This window comes from Pseudomonas sp. SO81 (assembly GCF_030374125.1).
Classification (GTDB): Bacteria; Pseudomonadota; Gammaproteobacteria; order Pseudomonadales; family Pseudomonadaceae; genus Aquipseudomonas.
In genome coordinates this window covers 1,316,636-1,337,002 of the sequence record NZ_CP126126.1, presented here as the reverse complement: position 1 = coordinate 1,337,002, position 20,367 = coordinate 1,316,636, and the positions used below count along the sequence as shown (strand labels likewise).

Below are 20,367 nucleotides of genomic sequence, written 5' to 3'. Positions count from 1 at the left end.
GGGCCTGCAGACGGCCGAAAAAATCCCTTGGCAAGACGAACGCTTGTTTTATACTCGCCAGGCGGTCGCATCAGGACGCCTTTCGGAATACCGCTCCACGCTCGTTTTGGTCGGGGTCGGAAAGAAGAAGAAGAACGTTTGCGCCGAACCGTCGAAGCCCATCAGGGCAACAACAAAATCGAGAATCGAGGGAAGTGGTAATGGCTGATCGTGAGGTCGGAACCGTCAAGTGGTTCAATGATTCCAAGGGGTATGGCTTCATTCAACGCGAAAGCGGTCCGGACGTATTCGTCCACTACCGCGCCATCCGTGGCGAGGGTCACCGTTCACTGGTTGAAGGCCAGCAGGTCGAGTTCTCCGTGATCCAGGGCCAGAAAGGCCTGCAAGCGGAAGACGTATCCAAGGTCTGACAGAAGACCCGCTGCACAACAAAAGGCCCGTCATCGACGGGCCTTTTGCTTTTCTGCTTCTCAGGTCGCCTTCACATCCAGCACGTAGGAGGAATGGCCGGCGGGGAACGCGCGCACCGTGAACGGCCCCGAATACTTACCGGACGTCACCAACTGACCGTCATGCGAGATGCCGAGGTGGAAGTGCCCACTGGCGACTCTCTCGCAGCTGACCTGCAGCACCAGGCCGGAGGGAAGCGTCGCGCTCATTGGGGCAGGCAGGGAGAACAAGCCAGGACTGGCCGAGCTTTCCGTCATCTGTGCGGATGCGAGGCGGACAGCTGTACTCTCGGAAAAACTGTCCGGATTGGAGTCGATCCAGATCTCAACCGAAAACATATGGCCATCCTGGCTGTCGTCGGCGGAGCAGGAAACCAATAGCGGAGCGCTTGCCAGAACAGGCAATGCGCTTAACAGCTCGCGTCGCTTCATTTAGGCCTCGACGATCAATGAAAAGGGGGCTGCTCACTCCGTACGCCAGATAAATTCCTGCTCGCCCTCGGCGTTGACCTTGATCCAGCGGTCGGCGTCTTCCTCGCCCTGTTCCTCGCTCCAGCCGCCGGTGGAGCAGCGGATCTCCACGCCGAGCGCGGCGAAGGCGGCATGGGCGCAGGCGACGTCGTCGCCCCAGGGCGTGGCGTCGCTCTCCAGCATCAGGCTGTGCCACTTGCCCACGGCCTTGGGCAGGAACACCACCGGAATCGCACCGGCCTGGCATTTGAAGGTCTGGCCGCGCTGCTGCCACTCGGTGCAGGAGCCGAAGACCTCGCTCAGCCAGGCAGTGATGGCGTCCTGGCTGGCGTCCTTGAGGTAGATCTCGATATCGGGTTGGCGCATGGCGGGCTCTCTAGATTTTCTCGATCCAATCGTAGCGAATGGATACGGTCACTTCGAAGTCTTCGGCAATCACCGCGGCGCGACGTTCGGCGCTGGCGCGCCAGCCGTGCGGGGTCATGGCCAGCAGGTCGGCACGGGCCTGGGCATCGGCCAGCAGCAGCGGGAAGCCGATGGTCTCGCTGTGGGCCAGGCGCATGCCCGCGGGGATCAGCTCCAGGTGCTTCTGGTCATCGTAGTCGCGCACCTCGTCGTACAGCTTCTGCCGTAGCTGCATCAGGTGCACGCTGGTCGGGCCCATGCGCAACAGGCCGCCGCCGGGCCTGAGCAGGCGCAGCGCTTCCTGCCAGTCCAGCGGGCTGAACACGCTGGCCAGCAGGTCGCAGCTGGCATCGCTCAACGGCACGCGGGCCATGCTCGCCACCAGCCAGCTCAGCTGTGGGGCGCGCTTACAGGCGCGTTTCACCGCCTCGCGGGAGATGTCCAGGGCATAGCCGTCGGCCTCGGGCAACAGTTCGGCGAGCTGCGCGGTGTAGTAGCCCTCGCCACATCCGATATCCAGCCAGGTGCGCGGGCCGCGTTCGGCGGCCAGCTCGGCCAGGCGCTTGGCCAGCGGCGCGTAGTGACCGCCGTCGAGGAAGCGCCGGCGTGCCTCGACCATGGCCTGGTTGTCACCGGGGTCGCGACTGTTCTTGTGCTGCACCGGCAGCAGGTTGTAGTAGCCCTGGCGGGCACGGTCGAAGCGGTGGTTGGCCGGGCAGGCCAGGCCGTTGTCGACCGCACTGAGCGGCGCCTGGCAGATCGGGCAGATCAGACTCATGCGAGGAGTTTGACCAGGGTCTGGTAGTAGACCTCGGTGAGCAGGTCCAGGTCGCTGGCCAGCACGCGCTCGTTGATCTGATGGATGGTGGCGTTGACCGGGCCCAGCTCGACCACCTGCGTACCCAGGGTGGCGATAAAGCGCCCGTCCGAGGTGCCACCGGAGGTGGACGGCTTGGTCTCGCGACCGGTGACGGCGCGGATAGAGGCGGCCACGGCATCGAGCAGCTCACCCGGCTGGGTGAGGAACGGCAGGCCGGACAGGGCCCAGTCGATGTGGTAGTCCAGGCCGTGCTTGTCGAGGATGGCATTCACTCGCTGCTGCAGGCCTTCCACGGTCGACTCGGTAGAAAAGCGGAAGTTGAACACCGCCTTCAGCTCGCCGGGAATGACGTTGGTGGCGCCGGTACCGGAGTTGAGGTTGGACACCTGGAAGCTGGTCGGTGGGAAGTAGGCGTTGCCGTCGTCCCAGTGCTCGGCGGCCAGTTCGGCCAGGGCGCCGGCGGCCAGGTGGATGGGATTCTTGGCCAGGTGCGGGTAGGCCACGTGACCCTGTTTGCCGTACACGGTGAGGGTGGCGCCGAGGGAGCCGCGGCGGCCGTTCTTCACCACGTCACCGAGCAGGCTGGTGCTGGAGGGTTCGCCGACGATGCACCAGTCCAGGCGCTCGCCGCGCTCGCGCAGGCGCTCGACCACGGCCTTGGTGCCGTGGTGGGCCGGGCCTTCCTCGTCGCTGGTAATGAGAAAGGCAATGGCACCCTTGTGGTTCGGATGGTTGGCGACAAAGCGCTCCACGGCGATGATCATCGACGCCAGGCTGCCCTTCATGTCCGCCGCGCCACGGCCGCAGAGCATGCCCTCGTCATCCACGCGCACGTCGAACGGCTGGTACTGCCAGGCTTCCAGCGGGCCGGTGGGCACCACGTCGGTGTGGCCGGCGAAGCACAGCACGGGGCCTTCACCACCACGCTTGGCCCAGAAGTTCTCCACTTCCTCGATGCGCATGCGCTCCACCGCGAAGCCGGCAGCGGCCAGGCGGCGCATCATCAGCTCCTGACAGCCCTCGTCGACCGGGGTCACGGAGGGGCGGCGGATCAGGTCGAAGGCGAGCTCCAGGGTGGGGGTGAGGGCGGTCATTGCGGCTCCGGAACAGCGGAATTCAGAAAGGCCGCCATCTTAAAGCAAAACGGCGGCCTCAAGGCCGCCGTTTCGACAGACAGGTCACCCTATCAGGCCGCGCCAGCCGGCTCGCCGGCGTCCGTTTCCTGCGGTTTGGGCAGGGAGGACAGCAGGGCCATCAGCAGCGCCGCCAGGTACGGCAGCGACTGCACCAGCAGGGTGGCGACCCAGAACTTCACGTCGGCATTGCCGATGTCCTGGGCGAAGCTGATGCCGATCGCCGCGCCCCACAGCAGGAGCATGACGAACACCTCTTCGCGGGCTTCCGCCAGGGCCACCATGATGCCGTGGTTGCTGGCCATCTTCGGCGTGCGGAAGAACGGGATGGTCTTGGTGAAGGTCCCGTACAGCACGGCCTTAGCGATGGTGTGCGACAGCGCCAGGCCGGCGATGGCGGCCTGGAACGAGCGTGCCAGGTCCACGCCCACCGCCTTGCGGTAGAGGAACATGATCTTGCCGAACTTGAAGAAGAACAGCGCCAGCGGCGGGATGGCGAAGATCATCAGCGGCGGGTCGACCCGGTTCGGCACGATGATCATCGCGGCCGACCAGAGCAGGGCGCCGACGGTGAAGAAGATGTTCAGGCCATCGGCGATCCATGGCAGCCAGCCGGCGATGAAGTGGTAGCGCTGGCCGCGGGTCAGCTCCGAGCCTTCGCCGCGGAACAGGCTGCGCGCGTGGCCCTTCATGATCTGGATGGCGCCGTAGGCCCAGCGGAAGCGCTGCTTCTTGTAGTCGATGAAGGTGTCCGGCATCAGGCCGCGGCCGAAGCTCTCGTGGGCGTAGGCCGCCGAGTAGCCCTTCTCGAACACGCGCAGGCCCAGCTCGGCGTCTTCGCAGATGGTCCAGTCGGCCCACTTCAGCTCGTCCATCACGCTGCGGCGGATCATGGTCATGGTGCCGTGCTGGATGATCGCGTCGCGGTCGTTGCGGGTGACCATGCCGATGTGGAAGAAGCCCTTGTACTCGGCGTAGCAGAGCTTCTTGAAGGTGCTTTCGTCACCGTCGCGGTAGTCCTGCGGCGACTGCACCACGGCGATCTGCGGATCGCTGAAGTGCGGCACCATGTGCTTGAGCCAGTTCTTGTTGACGCAGTAGTCGGAGTCGATCACCGCGATCACTTCGGCATCCGGCGCGGTGTGCGGCAGGATGTAGTTCAGCGCGCCGCCCTTGAAGCCTTCGATGGGCGCCACGTGGAAGAAGCGGAAGCGCGGACCCAGCTGCTGGCAGTAGGCCTCGACCGGCTCCCAGACCTTCGGGTCCTTGGTGTTGTTGTCGATGATGATGACTTCGTAGTCCGGGTAGTCCAGGGCCGCCAGGGCGTCCAGGGTCTGCTTCACCATCTCCGGCGGTTCGTTGTAGCAGGGCACGTGGATCGACACCTTGGGCCGGTAGGCGGTGTCGGCCAGCACCGGCAGGAACGGCCGGCGACGGGTCTTGGTCCAGGCAGTCTCGGCCAGCTCGTGGGCCTCGGTGAGCAGGACGATGAACACGCCCAGCGCGCCGATGCCGAGCAGGCCGCCGACGGTCAGGCTGAACCAGGTGCTGTACTGCTGGCTGTAGTCGTAGGCGATCCACACCAGGGCGGAGCCGCCGACGAAGGCGACGAAGGTGAGGAAGGTGCGGCCGCGCTGACGCAGGGCCGAGCCGTCGATCAGCATCAGGGCCAGGGCCAGCAGGCCCATCACCACCGAGGCCACGGCCAGCATGCGCCATTGCGGAATGGCCACCACCGGGCCCTCGAAGGCGAACTTGGCCTGGCGGTCGAGGTTGTACACGCCCCAGTAGGCGCCCACCGAGCCCTCTTCGCTGGCCTTCCACGGCTGGTCGAAGGCCTCGATGACGAAGTAGTTGTAGCCCTTGGCGTTCAGTGCGTTGACCAGGGTGCGCAGGTACACCGCCTGCTCGGCCTGGTCGGCCTCGGCGCCGCCACGGGTGCGGCCGTTGCTCGGCCAGCCCACTTCGGAGAGCAGCAGCGGCTTCTTCGGGAACAGGCGCTTCATGTCCTTGGCGCGTTCGAGGACGAACTCGGTGGAGTCCTCCATCGGCACGAACTCCCAGTAAGGCAGCACGTGGGCGGCGATCAGGTCGACGTGCTTGGCCAGCTCGGGATTTTCCTGCCAGATGTGCCACTGCTCGGAGGTACTCACCGGCACCTTGACCGCGGCGCGCACCCGGTCGATGTAGGCGATCAGGTCCTTGACCTCGATCTCCTGGCGGAACAACGCCTCGTTGCCCACGGTGACCCGCACCACGCTGCGCGACTCGTTGGCCAGCTCGATGGCCTTGGCGATCTCGCGCTCGTTGCGCTCCAGGTCGTTGCCGATCCACACGCCGAGGGTCACGCGCAGGCCGAATTCCTCGGCCAGGCGCGGGATGTCCGCCAGCTTGCCGTCCACCGAGTAGGTGCGGATGCTGTCGGTGTGCTTGCTCAGCAGTTCCAGGTCGGAGCGGATCTGCGCGTCGCTCGGGTAGACGCCGGTCTGCGGGCTCTGCCCGACACGGAACGGCGAGAAGGAGAAGCCGGATATCTGCTCCGGCCAGTCCGGGGCACTGACCGGACGGTTGTAGAGTGCCCAGAGGCCGGTGAACAGGGCGGCGACCGCCACGATGACCACCAGATTGATACCGAGTTTGCGCGTTGGCATGGCTGCTTAGAGGTTCCGCGAAAAGGAACAGGGAAAGGGCCGGCGGACGCCGGTCGGCGCGCATGCTACCCCGCAGCCACTGGCCTGTATAGCACCGCCGGGCCTGCGACAGGCGCACCTGTCCGGCTTGGGCAGGCGCAGCCGCCGTGGAGTTCCATCGCGCATCGTCACAGGGCGCGCAGGAGGATGCGTTCACAGGCCGGCAGGTCGATCGCCGGGGACTCGCCGCTGGCATCGCGGCGCTGCAGCTGGGTCAGCACCGCTTCCACGGCCTCGGCATCCAGGCCGTGGGCGGACAGGCGCGTGGCCACGCCCATGCGGCGGAAGAAGCCCTCGGTGGCGATGATGGCGGCGGCGATGCGCTGTTCCGAGCCGCCCTGCAGGCCCCACACCCGCTCGGCGTACTGCAGCTGCTTGGCCAGGTGCACCGGCTCGCGCTCGCCGAGCAGCGCCGGCAGCAGTAGCGCCATGCTCTGCGCGTGATCGAGGTGGTAGAGCAGGCTGAGCTGGCGGCCGAGCACGTCCAGGCCGTCGTCCTGCGCTGCGCCGCAGCCGAGCAGGCCACTGCGCGCCTGGCTGGCGCACCACATCAGGTTGGCCCGGCTGGCGTAGTCCAGCGGGTTGGCCAGGGCCTTGGGCCCTTCCTCCAGCAGGGTCAGCAGCAGGCCCTCGGCCTGGCGATCCTGCAGCGGCGTGTCGCCGGGCAGGGTGAGGTACTGCTGCAGGGTATGGACGAAGGTGGCGACCACACCGTTGCCGATCTGCCGAGGTGGCAGGCTGAAGGTGGCGCAGGGGTCGAGCACGGCGAAGCGCGGGTACAGGCAGGGGCTGGAGAACGGCAGGCGCGCCTGCAGGCCGGCGTGGCAGAGCACACCGTGGGGGTTGCTCTCCGAGCCGGTGGCGGCCAGGGTCGGCACGCAGCCCAGGGGCAGGGCGCGGCGGATCGGCGTACCGCTGAGCAGGTCGAAGGGCTCGCCAGGGTAGGCGAGGGCGGCGGCGATGAACTTGCTGCCGTCGATCACCGAGCCGCCACCGACGGCGAGGATGAAGTCGCAGTGCTCGTGGCGGGCCTGCTCCACCGCGCGCAGCAGGGTGTCGTACTGCGGGTTGGCCTCGATCCCGGCGAAACGGCTGACCCAGTGGCCGGCCAGGGCCTGCTCGACCTCCTGCCACACGCCGTTCTGCAGGATGCTGCCGCCGCCGTGGGTGACCAGCACCCGACTGTCGGCGGGGATCTGCTGGGCCAGGCCGGCGATCTGCCCGGCGCCGAACAGGATGCGCGTCGGGTTGTAGTAGTTGAAGTTGCGCATGGCGTAACTCCTGCGGAGCGTCCTTGCACTATAGAAGCGTGCGCCGGGCCAGGGTCGTATAATGCCGGCCGAATTCTGAGGGTGCGACGAGATGGCAGATGAACAGCGCTTCGGCGGTATAGCCCGGCTCTATGGGCGTGAGGGGCTGGAGCGCCTGGCGGCGGCGCATGTGGCGGTGGTCGGCATCGGCGGCGTCGGTTCCTGGGCGGCCGAGGCCCTGGCCCGCTCAGGGGTGGGCGAGATCTCCCTGTTCGACCTGGACGACGTATGCATCACCAACACCAATCGTCAGGTCCACGCCATCGACGGCGCCGTGGGCAAGGCCAAGGTCGACGAGATGGCCGCGCGCATCCTCGCCATCAACCCGGCCTGCAAGGTGCACGCGGTGGCCGACTTCGTCACCCGCGAGACGATGGCCCAGTACATCACCGAGCAACTCGATGCGGTGATCGACTGCATCGACAGCGTGGCGGCCAAGGCCGCGCTGATCGCCTGGTGCAAGCGGCGCAAGATCCAGGTCGTCACCACCGGCGGTGCCGGCGGCCAGGTCGACCCGACGCAGATCCAGGTCGCCGACCTCAACAAGACCTTCAACGACCCGCTCGCGGCCAAGGTGCGCAGCACCCTGCGCCGCGACTACAACTTCTCCCGTACGCCGGGGCGCACCTACAGCGTGCCCTGCGTGTTCTCCACCGAGCAGCTGCGCTACCCCAAGCCGGACGGCACCGTGTGCCAGGCCAAGGGCTTCGTCGGCGAGGGCGTCAAGCTCGACTGCGCCGGTGGTTTCGGCGCGGTGATGATGGTCACCGCCAGCTTCGGCATGGCTGCGGCGGCGCGCATCATCGACAAGCTGGTGGCCGGCGCACGGCGCCCGGCCGAGCGTGCGGGCAAGCCCGACTAGCCTTTTTCCGCGCCGCATGGCGCCCCTGAGAGTTCCCATGAACAACAATGACGTGCTGCGCAGCCTGCGCTACCTGCTGGACATCAGCGACGCCCAGCTGGCCGATATCTGCCGCCTGGCCGATTACCCGCTGGAGGCGGAGGCCGTTGCGCCGCTGCTGAAGAAGGACGACGAAGAGGGCTTCCTGCCCTGTACCGATGCGGTGCTGGGGCATTTCCTCGCCGGCCTGGTGCTGCACAAGCGCGGTCGCGACGAGAGCCGCCCGCCGCTGCCGGTGGAGAAGCGCCTGACCAACAACATCATCCTGAAGAAGCTGCGGGTGGCCTTCGAACTGCGTGACGACGACATGCACGAGATCCTGCGCTCCGCCGACCTGCCGATGACCAAGGCCGAGCTCAGCGCCCTGTTCCGCAGCCCCGAGCACAAGAACTACCGCGCCTGTGGCGACCAGCTGTTACGCAACTTCCTGCGGGGCCTGACCCAGCGCCTGCGCGGCTGACGGGTGGGGCCGCCCGTCCGTGCGGCTCGGCTAAGCTCTACTGGGTATGGGGTGGCCTGGCCACTCCTGCAGCGGGACGTGTGTCGTGAGGTGCCCAGTGTTTCAGCCGTCTGTCTGCCCCTGCTACAGGTTGTCACGCCTATCGCTGCTGCGCTGGCTGCTGGTCGGCGTGCTGCTGGCGCTCGCCCCGCTGGCTAAGGCCGAGCGGGTGGTACGGATCGGCACCGGTGACTGGGTGCCCTACGTCGACCAGCAGCGCGAGGATGCAGGAGCCCTGGCACGCCTGGTCAAGGCCGTGTTCGCCGCCGCGGGCCACCGGGTGGAGTTCGTCTTCTATCCCTGGGATCGCAACGTGCTGATGCTGCAGCAGGGTGCGCTGGACGCGATCATGCCCTACAGCTGCAGCCCCATGCGCCTGGACTACGGGGTGTGCAGCGAGCCGCTGGTGCGTGGCGAGGTGGTTCTGTTCCACCGCAAGGACCTGGCGTTCGACTGGACCCGCGTCGAAGACCTGAAGAACTACCGCATCGGCACCACCCTCGGCTATTCCTACGGGCCGCAGTTCGACGCCGCCCTGCAGAAGGGCCAGCTGCGCATCGAGCAAAACAGCAAGGAAGACACCGCCTTCCGCCTGCTCGAGCTCAAACGCATCGACCTGCATCCTCAGGACCGCGCCGTCGGCTATTCCATGCTGCGCCGCCTGTTCCCCGGCGAGCAGGGCATCACCCACCACCCGCGCTACCTCAACACCGAGCCGCTGCGCCTGCTGTTCCGCAAGGACGACCCGGAGGCCGAAGAGCTGCTGCGCAGCTTCAACCAGGAGCTGGCGCGCTTCGCCGAGCGCGGCGAGCTCAAGCTCCTGCAGGAGGCGTTGTACTCCGGCGATGCCGACAGCTGGCGGCCGCGTCCCTAGTGCGCACGGCTGGCGAACAGCGGTAGCAACACCGGCAGCACGGCGAGGCCGGACAGCAGGTGCTTGATGCTGTGGCCGGACAGCCATTCGCCACTCAGCTGGAACAGGCCACCGTCGTTCAGCTCGCACAGCTTGGCTAGGGCATACCAGGCCACGCACAGGCCCAGCCGCAAACCATGGGCATCGCGCCGCGACCGGCAGCAGGCGAGCGTGGCCAGCAAAAGCATGCCGCCGGCCTGCAGCACTATCCAGGGCAGCAGGTTGTCTCCGGAGTGCCAGGCCCACAGCGCCGCAGCGCCGCCCAGTGCCACGCCGAGCACGGTCATGCGAGCCGCGCCGAAGCCCAGGCGATCGGCCGCGGCCAGGCCGAGAATGGCGGCGAACAGCACCAGCATGCCGAGCCGGTCATAGAGCAGGCCGGCGTCCGCGGGTGCCAGGTGGTAGGCGCTGGAGCCGAGGAAGGTCAGCAGCAGCCCCAGGCACAGCAGCAGATACAGGCCTTTCCAGCGTGCGTCGGCGACAAGCCGCAGGCGGCTCATGCCGAACAGGCCGAGCAGCAGGAACGGCAGGTTGCTGAGCACGTCGAGGGCATGGGGGATGCCGAGCAGGGCGCGCTGGTCGGCGAAGGCATGGTACAGGGCCGGCTGTTGCACCGCCGGGCCGAAGGCGGCGATGAGCGCCAGACAGAGGCCGAACAGGCGGAGGATGGTAGTGCTGCCGTTACTGCGTTGTGGTGCCGAGATGCTGTGCATGGCCTGCTCCTTCAGGTCGTTGCTGTGGCGGCAGTCTGGTTTTCCTTGCGATGAAAGTCTCTTCCCGGTGTGCTCGGTAGCGTATAACTGCCTGTCTGGTTCATCAGGGCGATACTCATGGGCGCAACCACGGATCTGATCGACATCATTAAGCGCGAGCTGAAGGCGCAGCAGCTGACCTACGCCGACCTGGCACGCGAGCTGGGCATGTCCGAATCCAACGTCAAGCGCATGCTGGCCAAGGCGGATATGCCACTGTCGCGAGTGGACGCGATCTGCCGGGTGCTGCAGCTGGAGTTCGCCGACCTGGCCCGCCAAGTGGCGGACGCCCAGCCGCTGCTCGCGACCCTGAGCCTGGAGCAGGAGCAGGCCGTGGTAGGGGACGAGAAGCTGCTGCTGGTGGCCATCTGCGTGCTCAGCCAGTGGACCTTCGAGCAGATGGTGGCGGCCTATCGCCTGAGCGATGCCGAGGCGGTGCGTGCGCTGATCCGCCTGGACCGGCTCGGGGTGATCGAGCTGAAGCCGCTGAATCGCTACCGCCTGAAACTGGCCAAGACCTTCCGCTGGCAGCCGGACGGGCCGGTGATGCGCTACTTCCGCAAGCAGGCGCTGCAGGACTATTACGCCGGTGACTTCGCCGGCAGCGACGAGGGCCTGCTGCTGGTGCACGGGCGCATCAGTCGGGCGCTGGCGCCGACTTTCGTCGAGCGCCTGCAGCGGGTGGCCCAGGAGTTCGCCCAGCAGCACCTGGCCGACCAGAAGCTGGCCGAGGCCGAGCGGGAGGGGTACACCCTGGTGCTGGCGATGCGGCGCTGGGAGTTCGCCCTGTTCGAGGCGATGCGGCGCTGATCAGCCCGCCGCCAGTTCGCGCATGCGTTGCAGCACGGCGTTCAGGCCGTTGCTGCGCGAGGGGGAGAGCTGACGGGCCAGGCCCAGCTGGTTGAACCAGTCAGGTAGATCCAATTGTTGCAGTTCGACGCCCTCCAGGCCGTCGACCCGGGCCAGCAGCACAGCCAGCAGGCCGCGGATCAGGCGCGCATCGCTGGCGGCGCGGAACTGCCAGACCTCGCCGCTGCGCGCGCCGACCAGCCAGACCTGGCTCTCGCAGCCGCTGACCCGATTGGCCTCGCTGCGTTCGTCCTCGCTCAGTGGCTGCAGGCGTTCGCCCCATTGCATCAGCAGACGCGCCCGCTGCTCCCAGCCGAGGCAGGCGGCGAAGGCATCCAGCGCCTCCTGGGCGGCGGCCGGCAGGTTCATCGCAGCAGCTCCAGGGCCTTGTCCAGGGCGGCGAAGAAGCGCTCCAGGTCGGCGCCGTCGTTGTACAGGCCGAGGGAGACGCGGATCGCGCCGGACAGACCCAGCTGCTTGAGCAGCGGCATGGCGCAGTGATGGCCGGTGCGCACGGCGATGCCCTGGTCGGTCAGCAGATGGGCCAGGTCGGCACTGTGCACGCCGTCCACGGTGAAGCTGGCCAGGGCCAGCTGTGGTTCGCCGAGCAGGTGCACGTCGTCGCGCACGGCCAGGCCGGCGAGCAGCTTGGCGTGCAGCGCGGCCTCGTGGCCGGCCACGGTGGCAGCGTCCAGGCCGCTCAGGTAGTCCAGCGTCGCACCCAGGGCGATGACGCCGGAGATCGGCGGCGTGCCGGCCTCGAAGCCCAGGGGGGCAGGGCGGAAGCGCGATTCCCGGTAGTCGGCCTGCAGCACCATCTCGCCGCCGAACTGCCAGTGGCGCAGCTGTTCGAGCGCCTCGCGGCGGCCATGCAGCAGGCCGACGCCATCCGGGCCGTACAGCTTGTGACTGGAGCAGACATAGAAGTCGTAGCCCAGTGCCTGGATATCGTGGCGGCCGTGCACCGCGCCCTGGGCGCCGTCGATCACTGTCAGCGCGCCTTGGGTGCGGGCCAGGGCGATCAGCTCATGCACCGGCTGCCAGCGACCGAGCACGTTGGAAAGCTGCGACACCGCCAGCAGGCGGGTGCGCGGGCCGATCAGCCTGGCCGCCTGCTGCAGGTCGACGCTGCCACTGGCGTCCAGCGGCAGGACTACCAGCTCCAGGCCGCGGCGCAGTGCCAGCTGCTGCCAGGGCAGCAGGTTGGCGTGGTGCTCGAGGGCGCTGACGACTATCTGCTCGCCGGGCTGGAACAGGTGCTCCAGGCCGTAGGCCAGCAGATTCAGGGATTCGCTGGTGCCACGGGTGAAGACGATCTCCTCGCGGCTGGCGGCGTTCAGCCAGGCCGCGGCCTTGTCCCGGGTCGCCTCGAAGGCGCGGGTGGCGCGCTCGCCGGGTAGGTGCTGGGCGCGGTGCACGTTGGCCGCACCGCTGGCCAGGTAGCCGAACAGGCTGTCCAGCATGACCTGGGGCTTCTGCGCGGTGGCGGCGCTGTCCAGGTAGGTCTGGCCTTCGGCGTCGAGGGCCAGGATGCCGGGGAAGTCGGCGCGCCAGGGAGAGGTGAGGGACATGGGCTTCGGCACTGCTGGGATATGTGCTGAGTATAAATAGACAGGCCGGGCATGGGCCCGGCCTGTGGCAACTGCGCTGCGCTTAGTTGTGCGCGTGCAGCGCCTCGTTCAGTTCGATCGCGGTCTTGTTGGTCTTGCATTCCACCGCGCCGGTCTGCGAGTTGCGGCGGAACAGCAGGTCCGGCTGGCCGGCCAGGTCGCGGGCCTTGAGTACCTTGACCAGGTTGTTCTGCTCGTCGAGCAGGGCCACCTTGGTGCCGGCGGTGATGTACAGGCCGGACTCCACGGTGTTGCGGTCGCCCAGTGGGATGCCGATGCCGGCATTGGCGCCGATCAGGCAGCCTTCGCCGACGCTGATGACGATGTTGCCGCCGCCGGACAGGGTACCCATGGTCGAGCAGCCGCCGCCCAGGTCCGAGCCCTTGCCGACGAACACGCCGGCGGAAACGCGGCCTTCGATCATGCCCGGACCGGCGGTACCGGCGTTGAAGTTGACGAAGCCTTCGTGCATCACGGTGGTGCCTTCACCGATGTAGGCACCCAGGCGCACGCGGGCGCTGTCGGCGATACGCACGCCGGCCGGCACCACGTAGTCGGTCATCTTGGGGAACTTGTCCACCGAGAACACTTCCAGCAGCTCGCCCTTCAGGCGGGCTTCCAGCTGGCGCTCGGCTAGTTCGCCCAGGTCGACGGCGCCCTGGCTGGTCCAGGCAACATTCGGCAGCAGCGGGAAGATGCCGGTCAGGTTCAGGCCGTGAGGCTTGGCCAGGCGGTGCGACAGCAGGTGCAGCTTGAGATAGGCCTCGGGGGTGGAGGTCAGCGCGGCGTCTTCGGCCAGCAGGGTGACCACCAGCGGACGCTGGCTCTCGGCCAGGCGAGTGAGCAGGGCGGCCTGGGTGGCGTCGATGCCCTTGAGCGCGTTGGCCAGCTCGCCGGCCTGGTTGGTGGTGATGGCGATGGCCTGGTTACCACCGGCATAGCCCAGCTTCTCGGCAACGGCAGCAACCAGCTCGGCGGCCGGGTTCAGCAGCGGCTGGGCGTAGAAGACTTCCAGCCAGGCGCCCTGGCGGTTCTGGGTGCCGACGCCGAAGGCCAGGCTGAACAGGGATTGCGACATGGTGTGTTCCTCGTAAATCGAAATAGGTGGAAATCAGGCGGTGCGCCCGTTCACTTGAGTGCTGCGGCGTAGAGATCCGGCTTGAAGCCGATCAGGGTCTTGCCGCCTAGGTCCAGTACCGGACGCTTGATCATCGACGGCTGGGCCAGCATCAGTTCGATGGCCTTGTCCTGGTTCAGGTCGGCCTTCTGCGCGTCGTCCAGCTTGCGGAAGGTGGTGCCGGCACGGTTCAGCACGGTTTCCCAGCCATGTTCGGTGCACCACTTCTGCAGGTTGGCGCGGTCGATGGCGGAAGTCTTGTAGTCGTGGAAGGCATAGCTCACGCCCTGCTCGTCGAGCCAGGTGCGGGCCTTCTTCATGGTGTCGCACGCTTTTATGCCGTAGAGGGTGTAGGACATCGGGGTTCCTCGCGGGGCTGTCGGCCCACTGCGCTTGCTTCGCGTAAATCGGGGTGGCGATTATGCCATGTCGGACCAGCGACAGCCCGGCATGCTGCCGGAAGATCGTTTCACGATCCTTTCACGCGTGGCCGGGCAGGGTGAGCGTGACGCTCCTACTGCCCGGCCCTCGTGCCGGGCTTCTTTTTTCCTGCCATCAGCCCTGCACGAAGCGGCGAATGCGTTCGGCGGCTTCGATGCATTCGGCCAGCGGCGCGACCAGGGCCAGGCGCACGCGCCCGGCGCCCGGATTCTCGCCATTCACTTCACGCGACAGGTAGGAGCCGGGCACCACGGTTACGTGCTCGCGGGCGAACAGCTCGCGGGTGAAGGTGGCGTCGTCGCCCGGGGTCTTGGCCCACAGGTAGAAGCTGCCGTCCGGGCGCTGTACGTCCAGCACCGGCTGCAGGATCTCCAGCACGGCGTCGTACTTGGCGCGGTACTGGTCGCGGTTGGCGCGCACGTGGGCCTCGTCCTGCCAGGCGGCGACGCTGGCCAGCTGGGTCTGAATCGGCATGGCGCAGCCGTGGTAGGTGCGATACAGCAGGAAGGCCTTGAGGATGTCGGCATCGCCGGCGACGAAGCCGGAGCGCAGGCCCGGCAGGTTGGAGCGCTTGGACAGGCTGTGGAACACCACACAGCGCTTGAAGTCGCTGCGGCCCAGCTCGGCGCAGGCGGTCAGCAGGCCGGGCGGCGGATTCTCTTCATCGAAGTACAGCTCGCTGTAGCACTCGTCGGCGGCGATCACGAAGTCGTGCTCATCGGCCAGGGCGATCAGCTTCTTCAGTTGCTCCATCGGCACCAGGGCGCCGGTGGGGTTGCCCGGCGAGCAGAGGAAGAGGATCTGGCAGCGCTGCCAGATCTCAGCAGGCACGGCGTCGAAGTCCGGGTTGAAGCCGTTGTCTTCCAGGCACGGCAGGTAGTGCGGCTCGGCGCCGGCCAGCAGGGCCGCACCCTCGTAGATCTGATAGAAGGGGTTGGGGCTGACCACCAGGCCGCCCACGTCACGCTGCACCACGGTCTGGGTAAAGGCGAACAGCGCCTCGCGGGTGCCATTGACCGGCAGCACGTGGCGGGTGGCATCCAGCCAGCCGTTTGGTACGCCGAAGCGGCGCTCGCACCAGGCGGCGATGGCTTCGCGCAGCGCCGGGATGCCCAGGGTGGTGGGGTACACGGCCAGCTGGTCGAGATTGTCCGCCAGGGCCTTGGCCACGAAGTCCGGCGACTTGTGCTTGGGCTCGCCGATGGACAGGGCGATCGGGCGCTTGTCCGCCGGCGGGGTGGCGCCGGCGAGCAGGGCGCGCAGCTTCTCGAAGGGGTAAGGCTGCAGCTGGGTCAGTGCGTGGTTCATAGCGTCTCTTTCTTGCGGGGCGGGCCGCCGGCTGTTGCCGGGGCCCGGTTCAGATACTGATCGAGCCGAGGTTGACGGTCTCGCCGTTGGCCTGCGACAGCTGCTGGACGATGGCGTCCTGCAGGCGCGCGCACAGCTCCGGGTCGGACAGCGGCTGGTTGTGCGCGTCGGTGATGAAGAACACGTCTTCCACGCGCTCGCCGAGGGTGGCGATCTTGGCGTTCTGCAGCGACAGATCGAAGTCGAGGAAGATCTTGCCGATCCGCGCCAGCAGGCCGGGGCGGTCTGGCGCGGTGATCTCCAGCACGGTGACCGGGCGCTGGGCGTCGTTGTGGATGGTCACCTGCGGCGCGAAGGCGAAGTGCTTGAGCTGGCGCGGCACCCGCCGCTGGATGATGTTCGGGTAGTCGTCCGGGTTCTTCAGCGCTTCCACCAGGCCGTCGCGGATCTCCTTGATGCGCGCCGGGTTCTCGCCGATACGGCCGCCGTCGGCGTCCAGGACGATGTAGGTGTCGAGGGTGAACTGGCTGGTGGAGGTGATCACCCGGGCGTCATGGATGTTCAGGTTGAGCTGGTCCATGGCAGCCACGGTCACGGCGAAGAAGTCGTGTTGGTCCGGGGCGTAGATGAAGATCTGGGTGGCGCCCTCGAACTCGCGCTGGGCGGTTTCCTTGATCAGCACCAGGGGGTTCTTGCCGGCCGGGTGCTGGAGGATGGCCTCGGTGTGCCAGGCCACGTCGGCCGCGGCGTGGCGCAGGAAATAGTCGTCGCCGAGCTGGCTCCACAGCTGCTCGGCGTCGTCCTGGTCGGTGCCGTTGCGCACCAGGATGTCGATGGCCGAGGTCTGGGTCTGGCGAATCTGCTCCTCGCGATCCAGCGGGTTCTCCAGACCGCGGCGCAGGGCGCGCTTGGTCTCGGTATAGAGCTGGCGCAGCAGGCTGGCGCGCCAGGAGTTCCACAGGCTGGGGTTGGTGGCGTTGATATCGGCCACGGTCAGCACGTAGAGGTAGTCCAGGCGGGTCTGATCGCCGACCAGCTGGGCGAAGTCGAAGATCACCTGCGGGTCGGACAAGTCCTTGCGCTGGGCGGTGGTCGACATCACCAGGTGGTTCTGCACCAGCCAGACGATCAGGCGGCTATCCCACAGCGGCAGCTGATGGCGGGCGCAGAAGGCCTCGGCGTCCACCGCGCCGAGCTCGGAGTGATCGCCACCGCGGCCCTTGCCGATGTCGTGGTAGAGGCCGGCGAGGTAGATCAGCTCGGGCTTGGGCAGCTTGTCGATGACCTTGCTGGCCAGCGGGAACTTCTCCGACAGCTCCGGCCACTTCAGCTTGCGCAGGTGCTTGATCAGGTTGAGGGTGTGGGCGTCCACGGTATAGATGTGGAACAGGTCGTGCTGCATCTGCCCGACTATGTGGCCGAACTCCGGCAGGTAGCGGCCGAGGATGCCGTAGCGGTTCATTCGCCGCAGGTTGCGGTGGATGCCCTGGGGCGACTTGAACAGCTCGATGAACAGGCTGGTGTTGCGGATGTCGCGACGGAATTCGTCGTCGATCAGGCCACGGCTGTCGCGCAGCAGGCGGATGGTGTCGGCGCGCACGCCCTTGATCTCGGGGTGCTGGGCCATCAGCACGAAGACTTCGAGGATGGCGAACGGGGTGCGCCTGAACACGCCGGGACTGGTCACCTCGATATAGCCATCGCGCACCTGGAAGCGGCTGTTCAGCGGCTGCGCCTGACCGCGTTCGCCCTCGCGCAGCAGCACATCCTCGAAGTGCTGGTTGATCAGCTCGGACAGCTCGGCAACGCCCATCACCACCCGGTAGTACTTCTGCATGAAGCGCTCGACGGCAAGCCGGCCGTCGCCGTCCTCGAAGCCGAGCAGGGCGGCGATCTTGCGCTGGTGGTCGAACAGCAGGCGGTCCTCGGCGCGGCCGGCCAGCATGTGCAGGGCGTAGCGAACCTTCCACAGGAACTCCTGGGCGGAGGCCAGCATGCTGTACTCGCTGTCGACCAGGAAGCCCTCTTGCACCAGGGAGTGCAGATTCAGGCTGCCGAACTGGCGGCGGGCGACCCAGAGGATGGTCTGGATATCGCGCAGGCCGCCGGGCGAGCCCTTCACATTGGGTTCGAGGTTGTATTCGGTGTCGTTGTACTTGGCGTGGCGCGCCTTGGCTTCCTTGCGCTTGGCCAGGAAGAAGTGCTTGCTCGGCCACATCTGCTCGGTGTTGGTGACCTGCTGCATGCGCTGGCGCAGGCGCTCGGGGCCGGCGATGGTGCGGCTTTCCATCAGGTTGGTGACTACCGTCAGGTCGGCGCGGGCCTCCTCGGCGCATTCGTCGACGCTGCGCACACTCTGGCCGACTTCTAGGCCGATGTCCCAGAGCAGAGTGAGGAAGCCCTCGATGGCGTCGCGGAAGATCTCGTGGTCGGCGCTGTCGAGCAGGATCAGCAGGTCGATGTCGGAGTTGGGGTGCAGCTCGCCGCGGCCGTAGCCGCCGACGGCCAGCAGGGCGATGTCGGCGTCCTCGCTCCAGGCGAAGCGCTTCCAGGCCTCCTGGAGGATCTGGTCGACGAACCAGGCGCGGTCCTCGACCAGGCGCCGAATGTCGCGGCCCTCGCGAAAGCGCCCGTCGAGCACCTCGCGCGCCTGCTTGATGGCCTTCTTGAAGGCCGCGATGGGACTGGACTTGAGCGCCAGTTCCGCCTGGAACTGGCCGCGGTCAAACAACTCCGGGTCCATCTGCGGCATGCGTGCCTACCTTCTATCTATATGGATGGGCTCAGGCCGAGGTGCGCGGCAGGGTGTCGTCGCTGCGCAGGGTGAGGATCTCGTAGCCGTCGGCGGTGACCAGCACGGTGTGCTCCCACTGGGCAGAGAGCTTGCGATCCTTGGTGATGGCGGTCCAGCCATCGCCGAGCAGGCGGGTTTCCGGGCGGCCCTGGTTGATCATCGGCTCGATGGTGAAGGTCATGCCTTCCTGCAACTCCATGCCGGTGCCGGCGCGGCCGTAGTGCAGAACCTGCGGCTCCTCGTGGAACACCGCGCCGATGCCGTGGCCGCAGTACTCACGCACCACGGAGAAGCCCTGCTTCTCGGCATGCTTCTGGATCACTTCGCCGATGTCGCCCAGGCGTGCGCCCGGCTTGACCAGCTGAATGCCCTTGTACATGCATTCCTGGGTGACCTGCGCCAGGCGCTGGGCCCACTCCGGCACCTTGCCGACCATGAACATCTTGCTGGTGTCGCCGTGGTAGCCGTCCTTGATCACGGTGACGTCTATGTTCAGCACGTCGCCATCCTTGAGCGGTTTGTCGTTGGGGATGCCGTGGCAGACCACGTGGTTGATCGAGGTGCAGACCGACTTGGGGAAGCCCGGGCGGCCCGGTGCGGCGCCGTAGTTGAGCGGGGCGGGAATGGCCTTCTGCACGTTGACGATATAGTCGTGGCAGATGCGGTCGATTTCCTCGGTGGTTACGCCGGGTTTGACGTGTTCGCCGATCATCTCCAGCACTTCGGCGGCCAGGCGGCCGGCCACTCGCATCTTTTCGATTTCGGCAGGAGTCTTGATGGTGACGGTCATGCGGTCTCTCTCGGCGCCGGCGGCGCTAGGTAAATCGGGGAAGACGGCGATTCTAGCAGAAAGCCGCCCGGCGGCGGCATGGCGCTAAAGTGGGGTTTGGCTAGCCTGTCCGGGCTTTGTGTGGTATAAAACGCGCCGCTTTACGGCCAGTGGGCTCGTAAAGCACTAACCCGCACACGTATCGACACGATTTCCTGGGTGCCCGCAAGGGTTGGAGATTGGGATGCGTGGAGGCCTAACCCGACTTATCAAGGAACTATCATGTCCCAAGTCAACATGCGCGATATGCTGAAGGCCGGTGTGCACTTCGGCCACCAGACCCGTTACTGGAACCCGAAAATGGGCAAGTTCATTTTCGGCGCGCGTAACAAGATCCACATCATCAACCTCGAAAAGACCCTGCCGATGTTCAACGACGCTCTGTCGTTCGTCGAGAAGCTGGCTTCGGGTAAAAACAAGATTCTGTTCGTCGGCACCAAGCGTTCCGCTGGCAAGATCGTCGCTGAAGAAGCCGCACGTTGCGGTTCCCCGTACGTCGATCACCGCTGGCTCGGCGGCATGCTGACCAACTTCAAGACCATCCGTGCTTCGATCAAGCGCCTGCGCGAGCTGGAAACCCAGTCCCAGGACGGCACCTTCGCCAAGCTGACCAAGAAAGAAGCCCTGATGCGCACCCGCGACCTGGAAAAACTGGATCGCAGCCTGGGCGGCATCAAGGACATGGGCGGTCTGCCGGACGCGCTGTTCGTGATCGACGTCGACCACGAGCGCATCGCCATCACCGAAGCCAACAAGCTGGGCATTCCGGTCATCGGCATCGTCGATACCAACAGCAGCCCGGAAGGCGTTGACTACATCATCCCGGGTAACGACGACGCCATCCGCGCCATCCAGCTGTACATGGGTGCCATGGCCGACGCCGTGATCCGTGGTCGTGGCAACTCCGCTGGCGGCACCGACGAGTTCGTCGAAGAAGCTGCCTCCGAGGCCAGCGAAGGCTGATAACGGGATAAAGCATCCCGTTGCGCGAGAAGGGGGCTAGGCCCCCTTTTTGCCACTTACGAATTTTGTGCCCGGCGTGGCCGGGTTGAATGGTTGAAACACCACTTCAAGAG

Annotated in this window: 20 protein-coding genes; 6 read left to right on the top strand and 14 right to left on the bottom strand. The window is 66.6% G+C overall.

Annotated features, from left to right (window positions below):
- The first annotated feature begins 200 nt into the window (after positions 1-200).
- Positions 201-410, top strand: coding sequence for a cold-shock protein (locus tag OH686_RS06465; protein WP_137974306.1), 210 nt, complete (start codon positions 201-203; stop codon positions 408-410).
- Between the two features lie 60 nt (positions 411-470).
- On the opposite strand, the gene OH686_RS06460 is transcribed toward OH686_RS06465, so the two are convergent.
- From OH686_RS06460 to OH686_RS06435, 6 genes are all read right to left on the bottom strand, one after another.
- Positions 471-881 (bottom strand): hypothetical protein, encoded by a 411-nt coding sequence (locus tag OH686_RS06460; RefSeq protein WP_289536961.1) that lies wholly within the window; start codon positions 879-881, stop codon positions 471-473.
- Between the two features lie 33 nt (positions 882-914).
- Entirely contained in the window at positions 915-1,286 is a 372-nt protein-coding gene (locus OH686_RS06455) for a hypothetical protein (protein ID WP_289536959.1), read from the bottom strand.
- A gap of 10 nt (positions 1,287-1,296) precedes the next feature.
- Complete coding sequence (locus tag OH686_RS06450) at positions 1,297-2,103, bottom strand: putative RNA methyltransferase (RefSeq protein ID WP_289536957.1); 807 nt, start codon at positions 2,101-2,103, stop codon at positions 1,297-1,299.
- On the bottom strand, positions 2,100-3,239 hold the full coding sequence (gene dapE / locus OH686_RS06445) for a succinyl-diaminopimelate desuccinylase (protein WP_289536955.1): 1,140 nt from the start codon (positions 3,237-3,239) through the stop codon (positions 2,100-2,102). Before dapE ends, OH686_RS06450 begins: the two co-directional genes overlap by 4 nt.
- Before the next feature lie 92 nt (positions 3,240-3,331).
- Positions 3,332-5,929 carry a glycosyltransferase gene (locus tag OH686_RS06440; protein ID WP_289536953.1) on the bottom strand — a complete coding sequence of 866 codons (2,598 nt, stop codon included), beginning with the start codon at positions 5,927-5,929 and terminating at the stop codon, positions 3,332-3,334.
- Between the two features lie 167 nt (positions 5,930-6,096).
- Positions 6,097-7,239: an iron-containing alcohol dehydrogenase gene (locus OH686_RS06435; RefSeq protein ID WP_289536951.1), complete on the bottom strand. Its 1,143-nt coding sequence runs from the start codon at positions 7,237-7,239 to the stop codon at positions 6,097-6,099.
- A 91-nt stretch (positions 7,240-7,330) separates the two neighbouring features.
- Here OH686_RS06435 and tcdA point away from each other — a divergent pair, with 91 nt between their 5' ends.
- The 3 genes from tcdA to OH686_RS06420 all read left to right on the top strand — a co-directional run bounded on the left by tcdA (position 7,331) and on the right by OH686_RS06420 (position 9,552).
- Complete coding sequence (gene tcdA, locus OH686_RS06430; RefSeq protein WP_289536949.1) at positions 7,331-8,140, top strand: tRNA cyclic N6-threonylcarbamoyladenosine(37) synthase TcdA; 810 nt, start codon at positions 7,331-7,333, stop codon at positions 8,138-8,140.
- A gap of 37 nt (positions 8,141-8,177) precedes the next feature.
- The gene (locus OH686_RS06425) at positions 8,178-8,639 is read left to right on the top strand and encodes a YehS family protein (protein WP_289536947.1); all 462 of its coding nucleotides are present in this window, start codon (positions 8,178-8,180) and stop codon (positions 8,637-8,639) included.
- 130 nt (positions 8,640-8,769) lie between these two features.
- Positions 8,770-9,552 (top strand): substrate-binding periplasmic protein, encoded by a 783-nt coding sequence (locus OH686_RS06420; RefSeq protein ID WP_289536945.1) that lies wholly within the window; start codon positions 8,770-8,772, stop codon positions 9,550-9,552.
- On the opposite strand, the gene OH686_RS06415 is transcribed toward OH686_RS06420, so the two are convergent.
- Entirely contained in the window at positions 9,549-10,304 is a 756-nt protein-coding gene (locus OH686_RS06415) for a hypothetical protein (protein WP_289536943.1), read from the bottom strand. The two genes, OH686_RS06420 and OH686_RS06415, sit on opposite strands and share 4 nt — an antisense overlap.
- A gap of 117 nt (positions 10,305-10,421) precedes the next feature.
- Between OH686_RS06415 and OH686_RS06410 the strand changes: the two genes are divergently transcribed.
- Positions 10,422-11,153: a helix-turn-helix domain-containing protein gene (locus OH686_RS06410; protein ID WP_289536941.1), complete on the top strand. Its 732-nt coding sequence runs from the start codon at positions 10,422-10,424 to the stop codon at positions 11,151-11,153.
- Here the strand turns inward: OH686_RS06410 and OH686_RS06405 are convergent, their stop codons facing one another.
- The 7 genes from OH686_RS06405 to map all read right to left on the bottom strand — a co-directional run bounded on the left by OH686_RS06405 (position 11,154) and on the right by map (position 19,252).
- On the bottom strand, positions 11,154-11,561 hold the full coding sequence (locus tag OH686_RS06405) for a SufE family protein (RefSeq protein WP_289536939.1): 408 nt from the start codon (positions 11,559-11,561) through the stop codon (positions 11,154-11,156).
- On the bottom strand, positions 11,558-12,763 hold the full coding sequence (locus tag OH686_RS06400) for an aminotransferase class V-fold PLP-dependent enzyme (RefSeq protein ID WP_289536938.1): 1,206 nt from the start codon (positions 12,761-12,763) through the stop codon (positions 11,558-11,560). Before OH686_RS06400 ends, OH686_RS06405 begins: the two co-directional genes overlap by 4 nt.
- 82 nt (positions 12,764-12,845) lie before the next feature.
- The gene (gene dapD / locus OH686_RS06395) at positions 12,846-13,880 is read right to left on the bottom strand and encodes a 2,3,4,5-tetrahydropyridine-2,6-dicarboxylate N-succinyltransferase (protein WP_289536937.1); all 1,035 of its coding nucleotides are present in this window, start codon (positions 13,878-13,880) and stop codon (positions 12,846-12,848) included.
- 50 nt (positions 13,881-13,930) lie between these two features.
- Complete coding sequence (locus OH686_RS06390; RefSeq protein ID WP_289536935.1) at positions 13,931-14,278, bottom strand: ArsC family reductase; 348 nt, start codon at positions 14,276-14,278, stop codon at positions 13,931-13,933.
- A 196-nt stretch (positions 14,279-14,474) separates the two neighbouring features.
- On the bottom strand, positions 14,475-15,668 hold the full coding sequence (gene dapC / locus OH686_RS06385; protein WP_289536933.1) for a succinyldiaminopimelate transaminase: 1,194 nt from the start codon (positions 15,666-15,668) through the stop codon (positions 14,475-14,477).
- A 49-nt stretch (positions 15,669-15,717) separates the two neighbouring features.
- A complete protein-coding gene (locus tag OH686_RS06380) occupies positions 15,718-18,420 on the bottom strand; it encodes a [protein-PII] uridylyltransferase (protein ID WP_289536932.1) in 2,703 nt (900 codons plus the stop codon).
- A 31-nt stretch (positions 18,421-18,451) separates the two neighbouring features.
- Positions 18,452-19,252 carry a type I methionyl aminopeptidase gene (gene map / locus OH686_RS06375; protein ID WP_289536931.1) on the bottom strand — a complete coding sequence of 267 codons (801 nt, stop codon included), beginning with the start codon at positions 19,250-19,252 and terminating at the stop codon, positions 18,452-18,454.
- 261 nt (positions 19,253-19,513) lie between these two features.
- Between map and rpsB the strand changes: the two genes are divergently transcribed.
- The gene (rpsB, locus tag OH686_RS06370; protein WP_289536930.1) at positions 19,514-20,254 is read left to right on the top strand and encodes a 30S ribosomal protein S2; all 741 of its coding nucleotides are present in this window, start codon (positions 19,514-19,516) and stop codon (positions 20,252-20,254) included.
- Positions 20,255-20,367 lie beyond the last annotated feature (113 nt).

Coding starts and splice junctions, on each gene's coding strand:
- OH686_RS06465 (WP_137974306.1), top strand. CDS start 201: ATGGCTGATCGTGAGGTCGGAACCGTCAAGTGGTTCAATGATTCCAAG.
- OH686_RS06460 (WP_289536961.1), bottom strand. CDS start 881: ATGAAGCGACGCGAGCTGTTAAGCGCATTGCCTGTTCTGGCAAGCGCT.
- OH686_RS06455 (WP_289536959.1), bottom strand. CDS start 1,286: ATGCGCCAACCCGATATCGAGATCTACCTCAAGGACGCCAGCCAGGAC.
- OH686_RS06450 (WP_289536957.1), bottom strand. CDS start 2,103: ATGAGTCTGATCTGCCCGATCTGCCAGGCGCCGCTCAGTGCGGTCGAC.
- dapE (WP_289536955.1), bottom strand. CDS start 3,239: ATGACCGCCCTCACCCCCACCCTGGAGCTCGCCTTCGACCTGATCCGC.
- OH686_RS06440 (WP_289536953.1), bottom strand. CDS start 5,929: ATGCCAACGCGCAAACTCGGTATCAATCTGGTGGTCATCGTGGCGGTC.
- OH686_RS06435 (WP_289536951.1), bottom strand. CDS start 7,239: ATGCGCAACTTCAACTACTACAACCCGACGCGCATCCTGTTCGGCGCC.
- tcdA (WP_289536949.1), top strand. CDS start 7,331: ATGGCAGATGAACAGCGCTTCGGCGGTATAGCCCGGCTCTATGGGCGT.
- OH686_RS06425 (WP_289536947.1), top strand. CDS start 8,178: ATGAACAACAATGACGTGCTGCGCAGCCTGCGCTACCTGCTGGACATC.
- OH686_RS06415 (WP_289536943.1), bottom strand. CDS start 10,304: ATGCACAGCATCTCGGCACCACAACGCAGTAACGGCAGCACTACCATC.
- OH686_RS06410 (WP_289536941.1), top strand. CDS start 10,422: ATGGGCGCAACCACGGATCTGATCGACATCATTAAGCGCGAGCTGAAG.
- OH686_RS06405 (WP_289536939.1), bottom strand. CDS start 11,561: ATGAACCTGCCGGCCGCCGCCCAGGAGGCGCTGGATGCCTTCGCCGCC.
- OH686_RS06400 (WP_289536938.1), bottom strand. CDS start 12,763: ATGTCCCTCACCTCTCCCTGGCGCGCCGACTTCCCCGGCATCCTGGCC.
- dapD (WP_289536937.1), bottom strand. CDS start 13,880: ATGTCGCAATCCCTGTTCAGCCTGGCCTTCGGCGTCGGCACCCAGAAC.
- OH686_RS06390 (WP_289536935.1), bottom strand. CDS start 14,278: ATGTCCTACACCCTCTACGGCATAAAAGCGTGCGACACCATGAAGAAG.
- dapC (WP_289536933.1), bottom strand. CDS start 15,668: ATGAACCACGCACTGACCCAGCTGCAGCCTTACCCCTTCGAGAAGCTG.
- OH686_RS06380 (WP_289536932.1), bottom strand. CDS start 18,420: ATGCCGCAGATGGACCCGGAGTTGTTTGACCGCGGCCAGTTCCAGGCG.
- map (WP_289536931.1), bottom strand. CDS start 19,252: ATGACCGTCACCATCAAGACTCCTGCCGAAATCGAAAAGATGCGAGTG.
- rpsB (WP_289536930.1), top strand. CDS start 19,514: ATGTCCCAAGTCAACATGCGCGATATGCTGAAGGCCGGTGTGCACTTC.